The following is a 13,715-nucleotide window of genomic DNA, read 5'->3' as shown; positions in this document are numbered from 1 at the left end:
GTGCGTACCTCCGTGTCGCCGGGTGGGGACGGACGGCGGGCCGCTGCGGCCCGCCGCCCGAGGTGACGTGCCGTCAGCTGGGGATGTCGACCATCAGTGCCAGCTCGGGCAGTTCCTCTTCGCGTACCTGCTCGATCTCCTCGTTCATGGCAGTCTCCCTTCGGCGACCGGCTCCACCGTTGGCGACGGGGAGTCACGGCGGCGCCACGGTACGCACGGGCCCGACGTGATCACAAGATGCGGTCGGACGATCACACTGCGGGGTCATGAAGGGCGGAACCAGCGGGGGTTCACGTCGCCCGGACAGCGTCGGTCCTTCGCATCCGGACCGGCCCGGATGTCCGGACGGACGCTCCGACCTGGTGTTTCCGACCGGCCGCCCGCACCCCGCGCTCCTGCGCAACTGCGCTGCCCGCCGCAGTCGGGCGGGGGCGGGAAGACCCTCTGCCGCACATGGCAACCAGTACTGTCCAGCCACGACTTGTCCGGAAGGCGCGGCTTCGGCCCGTCCCACGACTGCGGACCCGCCCCCGTCCGTACGGCCCACGCGACCGCGGCCGAGCACCCGACCGGGACCCACGACCCCGTCGGCCGCGAGGGGTACCGCTCTGGGACCGGACTTCTGTTTTCGGCCGCACCTCCGCGGCTCCGGCACCTGCCCCGGCGCCCTGCGTTTCCTGGCCGGATCAGCTCCGACCGCTTCCATCACACGCGGCCACGGGTGGACAACGGACCGTGAAGCAGGCCGAAATGTCGCTCTTGGAAAGCTCACGACCACCCGCGATGATGAGCCGTCACCCTGCCGGGGAGGACAGGCAACCGCGTACTCGTCAGGGGGCAGAACTCCCTTTGCCCGCGCCCGGATCACCCCCTCCCGGATCACCCCCGCGCGGAGCCGACCCGGTCCACCCGCGCAACTCGCCCCGGCAACGCTCCGGGCGACCGGCCCGCTTCCGTACCGCCCGCGTGCCACTGCCGACTCACAGCGGCCCACCCCAAGGAGACGCCCGTGGACCCGACGGACCGCACGCCCCGCCGGGCGTCCGCCACCGGTCGCCCGCGCTGACAGCGACACAGGAGTAGGCCGTATGCGCATCGCGTACCTGCACGGCGGCAGCATCCCGTCCTTCTTCGCCAACGGCGTCCACGTCATGCGCATGTGCGACGCCTTCGCCGCCGCCGGGCACGACGTCACCCTCTACTCCATGCCCTCCGCCTACTCCACCGAGGATCCGTACACCTACTACGGCGTCCGTCACCACTTCCCGATCCGTCTCGTCCCCGCCCCGGACTTCACACCGGACGGGTACCGGCACCGTGCGGCGGACATCCGCGCCCTGGTGACCGACGGCCCTCCCCCGGACCTCGTCTACGGACGCGACCCGTACGCGCTCACCGCCCTGGCCGATCTGGCGCCCTTCGTCTACGAGGTCCACCAGCTGCGCCAGGATCTGTCCCCGGCCGGGACCGAGGAAGAGCTCCTCGGGATGCCCCGGCTGGCCCGCGTCGTCGTGATCACCCACGCGCTCGCACACGATCTGGCGGAGAAGTACGAGCGGCTGGGTACCCTGCCGATGCTGGTCGCACCCGACTGCGCGGATCCGCCCGACCCCGCCGACCCGACGAACGCACCGCAGCTGCCGGGCCGCCCGGACGTCCCGCGGGTGGGCTACGTCGGTCATCTCTACGACGGGCGCGGCATCGGCCTCGTCCTCGATCTCGCGGAGCGCTTCCCCGGGGTCGACTTCCATCTCGTCGGCGGCACCGACGAGGACCGTGCCCGCTGGGAGAAGGCCTGCCGGTCCCCTCAGGTGTACTTCCACGGGCACCTGCCACCGTCCGAACTCCCTTCCCACTACCCCCTCTTCGACGTCGTCCTCGCCCCGTACGAGAGCAAGGTCTACACCTGGGGCAGACTCGACGAGACCGGACGCTGGGCCTCCCCCATGAAGGTGTTCGAGTACATGTCCCACGGCCTTCCGATGATCGCCTCCGACCTTCCGGTCCTGCGTGAGGTCCTCCAGGACCGGGTCAACTGCCTGTTGCGCCCACCCGGGGATCCGGCCGCCTGGGCCGAGGCCCTGGGCGAACTGCTCGCCGACGAGGCGTTGCGGCGCAGGCTCGGTGACGAGGCCCGGCGGCAGGTCCTCGACCGGTACACCTGGCGCCGCCGGGCCGAGATCGTCCTCGCCGGTCTCGACCGTACGGGCACGGTCGGCCGTACAAGCGCTTTCGGCCGTACGGGCACCGAGGGAAGCGAGCGCCCGGCGTGACGGCGGCGTTCCCCGCCGGGCCGGTCGTGGACGGATATCCCGCCCGGCCGAGTGTGCGTGCGGGGCAGGTCCTGCGGTTCCACGTCTCGACCCGCGCGGACCGGTTCCGGGCCGACTTCTACCGCTGCGGAGCCCGCCCACGCCTCATGGGCAGCACCGGGGGCCCCGGCAGGTACGCGCCCCCGGGCCGCCACGACGAGGACTGGCGCTGGCCCGGCCACGACTTCACGGTTCCCGGCGAGTGGCCCTCGGGCGTGTACATCGCCGTGCTCGGCCCCGGTACCGCCGCGCCGCCGGACCCGCCACCGGCCGGCGCCGAGGACCTCGACGCGCGGCACTCCCGGATGCTCTTCGTGGTGACGGCCCGCGAACCCGCCCGGACCTCACGCGTCCTGTACAAGGTGCCCGTCTTCACGTACCACGCGTACAACAGGAGCGGTGGAGCGAGTCTGTACGGCGCGCTTCCGTACGACGAGGCGTACCGCACCGTCACCCTGCGGCGCCCCGGCGGCGGAATCGGCGGCCCGGTGAAGGGCCGGCCGGACGCCCACGATCCGCGAACACCCCGCCAGACCTTCGCCCATTGGGACGCTCCCTTCCTCTCCTGGCTGGAGACATCGGGGTTCACCGCCGACTACTGCACCGACCTCGACCTCGATGAGGACCCTCATCTCACCCACCCGTACCGGCTGTTGCTCTCCGCCGGACACGACGAGTACTGGAGTACCCGCACCCGACGGCACGTCACCGCCTTCCGCGACCGGGGCGGCAACATGGCCGTCTTCGGGGCCAACACCTGCTGGTGGCGGGTCACCCCGGCCGCTGACGGCACGGCCATCAGATGTGCCAAGTACCCGCCGGGAGTTCCGCAGGGCGCCGACACCGACCTGATGCGGGGTGTTCCCGATCACTGGTGGGAGACCGAACCGGAGAACTCCCTCATCGGCGTCAGCTACCGCAACGGCGGCGGCCACTGGGACGGCCCGCGCGAGCCGCTGGGCTTCACCGTCCAGCACACCGGACATCCGGTCTTCGCGGGCACCGGGCTGCGTGACGGCGACATCCTCGGCGAGGAACACGCCCTCGTGGGCTACGAGTGCGACGGAGCCGCCCACCGGCGCGACGCCCACGGGCAGGCCGTCGCGACGGGCACCGACGGCACGCCCGCCGACTTCACGATTCTGGGCGTGGCCGATCTCCCCACGGCCCCGGGCTCCGGCTGGAACGCCGCCGTCCGGGAGAACGACGACCCGGGCCGGGCCGCCACCTTCGGCCTCTGCACCAGGGGCGGCACCGTCTTCAACGCGGCCACCACCGACTGGGCGCGGCTGCTGACCCTGGACGCCCGGATACGTGCCATGACCCGCAATGTGATCGCTCTGCTCTCCTGAACAGCCAGGCTCGCCCGATCAGTTCTGCTCTCCTGAGGGGAATGCATATGCCTGTACTGCCCGGCACGGGCGTCCGGAGCGGCCCCGGGGAATTCGCCCCGCAGGAATCGCCGACCCCACCGGCCCCTCCGGCACACCTCGGCCGGGCGGTCGTCGTCGGCCAGGGCTATGTGGGGCTGTCCCTGGCCGTCCGCGCGGCCGAGTCCGGGTACGCGGTCGTCGGGTACGACGTGGACAAGGAACGGGTCACCCGGCTCGTGGCCGGGGACTCGTACATCGAGGACTTCACCTCCGGGCGGCTCCGCCCGCTGCTGACCTCCGGGGCCTACCGCGCGAGCCGGGACCCGGCCGACTGCGAGAGCTTCGACATCGCGGTCATCACCGTGCCCACACCACTGCGCGACGGGTTGCCCGACCTGTCGTACATCACCGAGTCGACCCGGATGGTGGGCGGCTTCCTCCGGCGGGGAGCCACCGTCGTACTGGAGTCGACCACCTATCCCGGGACGACCGAGGAACTCGTCACCCCGCTGCTGGAGGCGGCGTCCGGGCTCGTCGCGGGCCGGGACTTCCACCTCGGGTACAGCCCGGAGCGCATCGACCCCGGTAACACCCGCTGGCACCTGGAGAACACCCCCAAAGTGGTCTCCGGGGTGGACGGGGCCTCGCTGCGACACGTCGAGGCCTTCTACCGGGCGATCGTGGAAACGACGGTTCCGGTCAGCAACTGCCGTACCGCCGAGCTGTCCAAGCTCCTGGAGAACACCTTCCGCCATGTGAACATCGCCCTGGTCAATGAACTCGCCGTGTTCGCCCACGAACTGGGCATCGACGTGTGGGAGGCGATCGACGCCGCCGCGACCAAGCCCCACGGTTTCCTGCGGTTCGTCCCCGGTCCGGGCGTCGGCGGGCACTGTCTGCCGGTCGACCCGTCGTATCTGTCCTGGTGGGCCGAGCGCGCAGCCGGCCGGACCTTCCGCTTCGTCGAACTCGCCAATGACGTCAACAGCCACATGCCCGACTACGTGGTGCGGCGGCTCACCGACGCCCTCGCCCGGCGCGGAACAGCCGTCGACGGGGCCCGGATCCTGCTGCTGGGGCTGTCCTACAAGGCCGATACCAGCGACGCCCGGAAGACCCCCGCCGCCCGCATCGCCGAACTCCTCCTCGCGAGAGGGGCGGACGTGAGCGCGGCGGACCCGCATGTCGCCCACTCGGTTCCCCCGGCCTCCGGCGTGCTGGACCGGGTCCGCCGGGTGACGGCCGGTGCCGGGGAACTGTCGGCCGCCGACGCCGTGGTCCTGCTCGCGGACCACAAGGCGTTCGACTACGACCTGATCGCCGCGCGCTCGTCCTACGTACTGGACTGCCGCCACCGGCTCGGCGGCGCGAACGTCGACGTTCTCTGAAACCTCCGCCGCACCGTCCGCTTCATCCGACCCGTCCGAATCCTCTGATTCCGATTCCGAATCGTCCGATCAGGAGTGGTGAGCTTGAAGATCGTGATCACCGGGGGCGCCGGCTTCATCGGCAGCAACCTCGCACATGCCCTGACCCTGCGGCCGGAGGTGTCCGAAGTCCGGGTCGTGGACGACCTGTCCACCGGATTCAAGGACAACCTGGCCGGACTCGATGTGCAGTTCGCCGAGGGCAGCATCCTCGACAGCTCCCTCCTGGACCGGGCCTTCGCGGGCATGGACACGATCGTTCACCTGGCCGCCCTGCCGTCCGTGTCCCGGTCGGTGGACGATCCGCTCGCCAGCCACCACGCCAACGCCACGGGCACGCTCTGTGTCCTGGAGGCCGCCCGGCGGGCCGGCGGGGTGCAGGTGATCGCGGCCTCCTCGTCCTCCGTCTACGGGGCGAATCCGCACCTCCCCAAGCACGAGGAGCTGCGCACGGCCCCGCTCAGCCCGTACGCCGTGAGCAAGCTGGCGACCGAGGCCTATCTGGGTGCCTTCCACCACTGTTACGGCCTGCCGGTCCTGCCGTTCCGCTTCTTCAACGTGTACGGGCCCCGGCAGCCCGCCGGGCATTCCTACGCCGCCGTGGTGCCCGCCTGGATCAGTGCGATGACCACCGGGCAACCGGTGCTGGTGCACGGCGACGGCCACCAGACCCGCGATTTCACCTACGTCGGAACCGTCTGCCGGGTGCTCACCCAGGCGGCTCTGCGCGGCGTCGTCTCCTTCGATCCGGTGAACCTCGCCTTCGGCACCCGCACCTCTCTCCTGGAACTGATCACGGAACTGGAGTCGGTCCTGGGATCGCCCCTCGCCCCCCGGCACCTCCCGCCCCGCCCCGGCGACGTACGGCATTCCCACGCGGACAACACCCGCCTGCGCTCCCTCTTCCCCGAGGTCGAGCCGGTCCCGCTGCGCGAAGGCCTGGAGCGGACCGCCGCATGGTTCCGCGGCCAGGCGCGGTGACACCACCGGCGCCCCGACCGCCCCACCACCCGCCGCCCTCGACCAGGGGACATCTGTGGACCCGATTCAGCCCGCACCACGCCGGTCGCTGCCCGACGGACGCGCCCAGCCCCAGCAGCGCACTCCTCGCGTGCCGGTCCGGGAGGCGGCCCTGCGCATCGCCTACCTGCACCCCGGGAGCGTTCCCTCGGTCTACGCCAACAGCGTCCACGCCATGCGCATGTGCGACGCATTCGCCGAAGCCGGTCACGAGGTCTCGCTCTACACCGCGCCCGGCACGTACACGGTCGACGACGCCTACGCCTACTACGGGGTCCGCCACCGCTTCCCCGTCCACACCGTCCCGAGCCCTGATTACACCCCGGCCGGATACCGGGTACGCGCCGAACGGGTGCGCGCCCTGCTGACCCATGACGCCGCCCCCGACCTGATCTACGGCCACGACCTGCACGGCCTCACCGCCGCCGCCGACGTCGCACCCCTCGTGTACGAGAGCCACCGCCTGCGGGACGATCCGAACACCCTGCGCATCGAACACCGCCTGCTCCAGCGGGATTCGCTCGCGCGGATCGTCGTCATCACCCACGCACTCGCGCGCGACTACGAGCGCGCCTACGGCCACCTGGACACCGCACCGATCCTCGTCGCACCGGAAGGCTCCGACCCACCGGACGCATCCGCCCGCCCAACGGCCCCGCCGGAGTTGCCGGGGCGCCCGGACGCACCCCGCATCGGCTACATCGGGCACCTCTACGAAGGGCGCGGCATCGGCCTCGTCCTGGACCTTGCGGACCGGCTCCCCGACCTCGACTTCCATCTGATCGGCGGTACCGACGAGGACCGCGCTCGCTGGAGCAGCTCCCGCCGCCCCGCCAACGCCCACTTCCACGGACACCGCCCACCGGGCGCCGTCAGCGCGTACTACCCGCTCTTCGACGTCGTTCTGGCCCCCTATCAGTCGAAGATCTACACCGCCGACGGCCATTGCGAGACCGGCCGCTGGGCCTCCCCGATGAAGCTCTTCGAGTACATGGCCTACGGCCGTGCCCTCGTCGCTTCCGATCTGCCCGTCCTGCGCGAGATCCTCCAGGACCGTGTCAACTGCCTTCTGCGTCCACCCGCCGAGCCGGACGCCTGGGCCGACGCCGTCACCGAACTCCTCGCCGACGAAGCCCTGCGACGGACGCTCGGTGAGGAAGCCCGGCGTCAAGTCCTCCACCAGCACACCTGGCGCCACCGGGCCGACCGGGTCCTCGCCGGACTCGGCCTCCCCGGCACAATCCATCGTTCCACCGTCAGCAGGACCTCAGAGTTTCAGCCAACTCCCCCGCGCTGATGAGCTCTTGCGAGACAAGGGGCCGTCCCCGGTGCACCCGTCACGATCCGCTGAGTGCCGGGCTCTCGAAGCGACCGAAAAACATGCGTTCGAAACCCTGGTTGTGTCGTTGAGCCCGACGACACAGCCACGACCGTCGGAGGGGGACGACGTGGGACGGACGACCTGCCTGCGGGCGATCCGCTCCCCGCGCTGCGGGGGCGACGTCGCCCGGCGACAAGGAGATCCCGTGTCTCTGCGGCACACCGGCCGGGCTGTTGCCCGATCCCCCGCGCACCCCCGAAGACGCACACGCGCCACGCCCGCCGCCCGGCCCGTCCTCGCCCCCCCCCAGCACCTCGGACACGTCCTCAGGAAGGTCAGAGAACCTTGACCACACATCCGATCCACGAGCAGCCCCTCTCTCCTGCGGGTGGCGAAGAACCACCCGCAGGTTTCGAGGAGCACGGCGTGAGCCCGGCGTGGATGCCACCTGAGGAATACGCCGAAACGGTCCTGAAGGCGACGGCGTTCGCATGCCTGCTCTTCACCGACGAGCACGACCACCCGTTGCAACTGAGGGCGGTGTACTCCCGTACGCATCCGTGGCAACTGCCCGGTGGAACGATGGATCCGGGTGAGCGCCCGTGGGAGACGGCCCTGCGGGAGTGCCGGGAGGAGACCGGGATCCGCTTCGAGGGTCCCGTGAAGCTCCTCGCGTCGGTGTTCGGCCAGCCAGGAGCGGAGTGGCCCTATGCCACGATCGGCTTCGTCTTCGACGGTGGCCGGCTCACCACCGGCCAGATCCAGACCCTCACCCTGGACCCGGCCGAACACGACGAGGTACGTGTGCTGCCACTGGCGGAATGGCAGGCGCTCATGCCACGACGGGACTTCGCCCGGCTGGAGGCGGTGTTGGAGGCCCGTCGCACCGGGGCCGCTGCATACTTCGGCTCATGGGACTGGGGAAACTAGGGGTGATCGCGGCACTGGTGGTGTATTCGGCAGCAAGGGCGACGGTCGTCGGGGGTTTCGATCACGGCCCAGTCGTAGGCGAGGAAGCCCCTGGCGCCGATTCCGCAGGCCCGGCGGGTGAAGGCCGCGTTCCGGCAGGCGTGCCGTCAACTTCGCTGTCTTCCTGGGTGTTTGGTGGAATCGATCAGTTCGGTGTTCTTCGGGATCGCCATCAGACACGAGGTCCCGCACTCCTCCAGGAAGGAGTGCGGGCCGGAATTCCGACCGAACTCCTCGCCGGCGGCGGACAGACGCAGCACCCATGGCGACGAATCACCCGTAAGCCGGCCCCGCACGCCCCGCGGAGAGGCAGACTTGGCTCATGTCGCAAAGAGATGAGCAGGTGGGCGAGATTCGTGCGCTCTCCGATGTGGAGGCCGTACGGGCGTTGACGGTGCTGGTGGAAGACAAGGGATTGCTGCCTTCCGCCATGGACATTGCCTTGCCCGACGAGGAGTTGAGTGACGCGCTCAAGGCCGCAGGGATCGAGCCGGGCAGCAGTGAAGGAGAAGGAGACGTCGCGCGGGCGGCATTGGAGTATGTCGCCCTGAGCGGAGACGGCGTCGTCGGTGAGGCCGTGGAGTACGTGCGGTCGCCGATGGAGCGGTTCGACCCGGTGTCCGTGTCCGTAGGGATGCTGGCTGTCACGTTGTTGCAGACCGAGGTCGTGATCAAGCGGGACGCCCGGGGGCGGTGGAGTGTGACCGTGCACAAGCGGGCCCTCAAGGATGCAGCTCTCACGAGGGTGCTGACGGCTTTGCTCTCCCATCTCACCGACGGCAAGTAGGTCCGGCGGTGACGGTCTCCACGAGAGCGCCGCACGACTGGTGTTGTGAGCAGTGCGGTCGACAGTGTCAGGCGCCGGTATGGCGCATCGTCGACAGCCGTGAGCGTGCCGATGTCCTCGAAAGTCGCGATGGGCCGGACGGGTTCGGGCCCGGTCTGCACTGGGCGGGCTGCCCCGACTGCGGAACCCGGGCACATGTCGAGGCGCCGATGCTGGTGCTGCGGGCCGGGGCGCTCGCACCGTCGTTGTTCGCCACCTCCGTCGCGGAGCTCCAGCACGATGCCACCGCGAGCGCGGCCTCGCTGGTGGAGGAGGCGCGGCTCGCCGGGGCCTTCGCCAGTGGCCGGTTCGGCGGGAACGTGGTCGTGTTGCCGCGCAGGCTGCTGCCGTTCGTGCTGAGTCGGGACACGGAACGGGATCTGGCGGACCCCGATGCGGCGTGCGCGGAGTTGGCACCGTACGGGGCGCCGACGGTGGACAACTACCGGATCTTCCTGGTCAACGCGGCGGCGGAGTTGGCCGGATCCGGTGTCCGGGAGCTGCTGTACGCCGTCACCGTGACCATGCCGGACCAGCTCGCCGATCTGGTCCGGACGCATCCACGGCTCACCGCGGACACCCTGGTGCGCGACGCCGGGGCGGGGGAGCTGCGCGAGGCCGTCGGCACTCCGCTGGAGACTCCGCTGCGGCTGCGGCAGGGGTTGCTGGAGGATCTGTGCGGGGGCCGTACGCCCGTGGGCGCGGCGATCGAGCGCTACGCAGCGGCGATGGCAGCCTTCGGGCAGGGGCTGCGGGCCCGGCTGTACGAGATTTGCGACCAGGTTCGGGGCACGGATAGCCCGGAGATCATTCCTCTCGCGCGCGAAGCACTCGAACTCGCCGGGCAGACGGGCGAGATGGAAGTCGAGGGCGAACTCGCAGCACGGCTGGGTGGGTTGTTGGTGTCTTCCCTGCATACGGCCCATCCTGCCGACCCAGCCGAAGTGGTGCGCGTGCTTCAGCTCTCCCTCGCCCGGCTTCCGGAGGGCACCCTCCAATGGGCCGAGGTGGTCGCCAATCTCGCCGCCGCCCAGTACTTCCGTGACGACGGCGACCGCATCGAACATTGGGAGTCCGCCCGCGATCTGCTCGCCCGCGCCACCGCCGCGGTGGACCGCCGCGCCCACGGCGAGTTCTGGGCCCGGGTGCAGACCAACTACGGGCTGGTGCTCGGCCAGCGTCCGGGCGGCGGTCCCGCCGATCTGACCGTTGGTATCGAACATATCCAGGCCGGCCTGGGCGAACGCTCCCCCGAACGCAACCGCGTCGACTGGGCCTACTCCCTGATCAACCTCGGGCTGCTCCTGTTCCGGCGCGGCGAACCGGGCGACCTGGAACAGGCCGAGCGGTGTTACCGGGACGCCCTCGGCCAACTGCGCCCGGAGGACGACCCCGTGCTGTGGTCGCAGCTCCAGTGCAACCTGGCCGACCTGCTGCTCGCACTCGCGCGCGATGCCGCCGACCCACGCGGCGCCCAAGCCGCGGCGACCGCCGTCGTCGCCTTCGACACCGCGCACCCAGGGCTCCTCGACATCAGCCGCGCCACCTGGCTCCTGGCCCGGACGGCCGATCTGCTCGACGGTCCGGGGAGCGCCGAGGGCCTACGGCTGCGGCGCACGGCGCTGGCCTCCGTACCGCCGCGTGTCTTTCCATTCCTGCATCTGTCCATCGCCCGGGAGGCCGTCGACGCGCTCGCCGCGGCCGAAGACTGGGGCGACGCGGCCGATGTGGCGTCGGGCATGCTGACCGCCGTCCACGCGCTCTACGACGCCCAGATCACCGCCGTCGGCCGCCGGGGGGTGCTCCTGCTGACGCGCGGAACCGCCCGCCAGGCCGCGTTCCTGCTGGCCCGCGCGGGGCGCCCGGAGCGTGCGGTGGAGGCGATCGAGCGGGGGCTCGCCCGCGAGTTGTCGGCGGTGGCCGGGCGGGACACGGTGGATCTGGCTGCGCTGGAGGGTGTCGATCCGCTGCTGGCCCGCCGGTACCGGGAGGCACGGGAGCGGTACCGGGTGGTGGTCGCCGGGGTCGAGGGGGCGGACGCTGAGCCGACCAGGGGGTTCGTCACCTCGGACGGTGGATTCGTCCCCTCGGCCGGAGGCTTCGTCGCCTCTATGGGCGCGCAGGCTGCAGCCGAGCGCGGTGTGCGCACCGTGGTCGAGGAGATCCAGGCGATCCCCGGCTTCGAGGGGTTTCTGCGGACGACCGAGGTAGCGGATGTCGTCCGGGCGGCGGCCGGGATGCCGCTCGCCTATCTGGTGAACTCGGTCTGGGGCAGCTGTGTCCTCGTGGTACCGCGGGACGCACGGACCGGGGTGCGCGCCGTGTTCGTCCCCGAGGTGACCAGCTCCTCGATCGTCCGGCTCCTGGCGCTGGACCTGGAAGCCCCGGAGGCGGGGCTGTTCCTGGTCCAGCAGGCCGGTGCGCTCAAGCGGCGACGTGAACTTCCGGGTGCGGTGGACCGGTTACGGGGACTCGCCCCGTTGCTGCGGCCCCTCGCCGGGCTGCTGGCGGAGGATCCGCGGCACGAGGTGGTGGTCGTACCGACCGGATTGCTGGGGCAGGTGCCGTTGCACGCCGTGCCGGTGGGCGAGGGTGGTGAATTGCTCGATGATCTGGGGACGTCAGCTCTCGCTCCGTCGGCCGGGGCGTACGCCGCCTCCCGGGTCGCCGCCGGTCGGCCGCCGTCGCCCGTGCCGCGGCTGGTCGCCGTCTCGGATCCCGACGGCTCACTGCCGGGCGCGCGCAGTGAACTGGCGGAGATCCGGGGGCTGTTCGAGGCAGGCGGGGAGGCCGTGTCCGCCGTGGGGGACGATGCCACGGTCGAGTGGTTGCTCGGGCACCTGGCGGAGGCATCATATCTGCATCTGTGCTGCCACGGGAGCGCGGAACTCATCGGGCAGGGCGGCACGTTGGCGCTCGCGGACGGCACTCTGGATCTGGGCGTACTCGCACGGCACCAACTCCCGTACTGCCGACTGGTGGTGGCGGGGGCCTGTCAGTCCGGGCGGTACGAGGTCATCGACGCGCCCGACGAGTTCGTCGGGCTGCCGGGCGGCTTCCTCCAGGCCGGTGCCGCCTGTGTGATCACCAGTCTGTGGCAGGTGAACGACCTGGCGACGGCGCTGCTGATGACCCGCCTGTACGAGCTGCTCGCCCCCGTCGGCGGTGCGCACGGTGAGCCTCCAGTGTCCGCGCTGCGCGCGGCGCGGACCTGGCTGCGGCGGCTGACCTGGTCCGGCCTCGCACGGTACACCGACGCCCACCCCCACCTCGCGGCCCTGGCCGGACGGTACGCCCGGCCCGAGCATCACGCCGACGAACGCCCCTTCGCCTCCCCCGTGCACTGGGCGGCGTTCACCGCGTGGGGGGTGTGAGCGGGATCAGCCCCGGTAGGTCGGGCCGAGCCGGTCGAGCGTGTAGTTGGCGTCGGGGTCGGTGGGCGACTGCGGGGCCCTGATCTCCATGACGGTGTAGCGGCCGTCGGCAAGGCCGGAGACGGCGACCGTCGCGGCCGAGGTGACCTCCCGGCCGGCGGCACAGCTCGGCTGGCAGACCACCTCCGAGACGATGCCCTGCGCGGTGGCCGTGGCGCTGCCCCAGTCGGTCCAGATCAGGTCGTGCAGCATGGCCGTGCCGTCCCCGCAGAGCAGCAGGAGCGAGACGGGCGCGGTCAGGGGCTTGCCCGAGCAGTCGTCGATCGTCCCGGTCTGCCGGGTCCGCTGGGGGGTCGGGGCGGGTGGTGACTTGCTGGCGGGCGCGGCAGGCTGGGTGGCGGGATCCGCGGAGGGGGTTTGCTCCTCGCTCGGCTCCTGCTGCGGGGTCGTCCGCTGTCCCGGTGTGTCGTCCTCGGTCGGCTGCAGCCGGGTCGGCCGGCTCGTCACCGGGGCGTCGGCGGTGGGGGTGCCACCGTCGCGGCCCGGCATCAGGAGCAGCAGCGCCGTGACGACCACGCCGACGAGGACTGCGGCCACAACCACAAGGGCGAGCCGGGCCCCGGACAGGCCGTGCGGCTCCGGGCGCGGCGGCGCCTCGACCGGGGTGTCCGAGGGCGGGGTGGTGTCTACGGGGCCGCCGGTGGGGGTGATCAGGTCGTCGACCTCGACCGTCCAGACGGGCGCCTCTGGCTCCAACTCCATGACCACGGCCAACAGTTGGGCGGGAGTCGCCCGCTCCTCCGGATCCTCGGCCAAGCATACGGCGACGACCTGCCGCAGCCGCACCGGCAGATTGTCGAGGTCGGGCCGTCGGTTGCTGACGCCCGTGTACGCGGCGACCAGCAGCATCCCCAGCGCGACCATGTCAGCCGCGGGCACGGAGGCCCTGCCGCCCCGCCCCGGCGCGTCACCGGTCAGCCGAGGTCCGCCCCGCGTCAGCAGTACGTTCCCGGCCCGCACGTCGCCGTGCGCCCGCCCGGCCCGGTGCAGCACGGCCAGCGCCCCGGCCAGCCCCGCCGCGATCCACAGCACC

The 13,715-nt window shown here is 71.4% G+C and carries 9 protein-coding genes; 8 read left to right on the top strand and 1 reads right to left on the bottom strand.

Annotation, left to right across the window (positions count from 1 at the left end):
- Window positions 1–1,088 precede the first annotated feature (1,088 nt).
- The 8 genes from OG709_RS32430 to OG709_RS32395 all read left to right on the top strand — a co-directional run bounded on the left by OG709_RS32430 (window position 1,089) and on the right by OG709_RS32395 (window position 12,622).
- Entirely contained in the window at window positions 1,089–2,273 is a 1,185-nt protein-coding gene (locus OG709_RS32430) for a glycosyltransferase family 4 protein (protein ID WP_329168677.1), read from the top strand.
- A complete protein-coding gene (locus OG709_RS32425; protein WP_326693590.1) occupies window positions 2,270–3,664 on the top strand; it encodes a N,N-dimethylformamidase beta subunit family domain-containing protein in 1,395 nt (464 codons plus the stop codon). The genes OG709_RS32430 and OG709_RS32425 overlap by 4 nt, the downstream gene beginning before the upstream one ends.
- 47 nt (window positions 3,665–3,711) lie before the next feature.
- Window positions 3,712–5,073, top strand: a complete 1,362-nt coding sequence (locus OG709_RS32420) for a nucleotide sugar dehydrogenase (RefSeq protein ID WP_329168676.1) — start codon at window positions 3,712–3,714, stop codon at window positions 5,071–5,073.
- An 84-nt stretch (window positions 5,074–5,157) separates the two neighbouring features.
- Complete coding sequence (locus tag OG709_RS32415) at window positions 5,158–6,093, top strand: NAD-dependent epimerase/dehydratase family protein (RefSeq protein WP_326693592.1); 936 nt, start codon at window positions 5,158–5,160, stop codon at window positions 6,091–6,093.
- Between the two features lie 55 nt (window positions 6,094–6,148).
- Complete coding sequence (locus tag OG709_RS32410; RefSeq protein WP_329168674.1) at window positions 6,149–7,429, top strand: glycosyltransferase family 4 protein; 1,281 nt, start codon at window positions 6,149–6,151, stop codon at window positions 7,427–7,429.
- 465 nt (window positions 7,430–7,894) lie between these two features.
- Window positions 7,895–8,383, top strand: coding sequence for an NUDIX domain-containing protein (locus tag OG709_RS32405; RefSeq protein ID WP_266645712.1), 489 nt, complete (start codon window positions 7,895–7,897; stop codon window positions 8,381–8,383).
- 382 nt (window positions 8,384–8,765) lie between these two features.
- On the top strand, window positions 8,766–9,209 hold the full coding sequence (locus tag OG709_RS32400) for a hypothetical protein (RefSeq protein ID WP_326693594.1): 444 nt from the start codon (window positions 8,766–8,768) through the stop codon (window positions 9,207–9,209).
- 209 nt (window positions 9,210–9,418) lie between these two features.
- A complete protein-coding gene (locus OG709_RS32395) occupies window positions 9,419–12,622 on the top strand; it encodes a CHAT domain-containing protein (RefSeq protein ID WP_329168672.1) in 3,204 nt (1,067 codons plus the stop codon).
- Between the two features lie 6 nt (window positions 12,623–12,628).
- On the opposite strand, the gene OG709_RS32390 is transcribed toward OG709_RS32395, so the two are convergent.
- Window positions 12,629–13,714 carry a hypothetical protein gene (locus OG709_RS32390; protein WP_326693596.1) on the bottom strand — a complete coding sequence of 362 codons (1,086 nt, stop codon included), beginning with the start codon at window positions 13,712–13,714 and terminating at the stop codon, window positions 12,629–12,631.
- Window position 13,715 lies beyond the last annotated feature (1 nt).

It is taken from the genome of Streptomyces sp. NBC_01267, assembly GCF_036241575.1.
In the GTDB taxonomy this organism is placed as follows: Bacteria; Actinomycetota; Actinomycetes; order Streptomycetales; family Streptomycetaceae; genus Streptomyces.
This window is presented reverse-complemented; position numbering and strand designations above follow the sequence as displayed.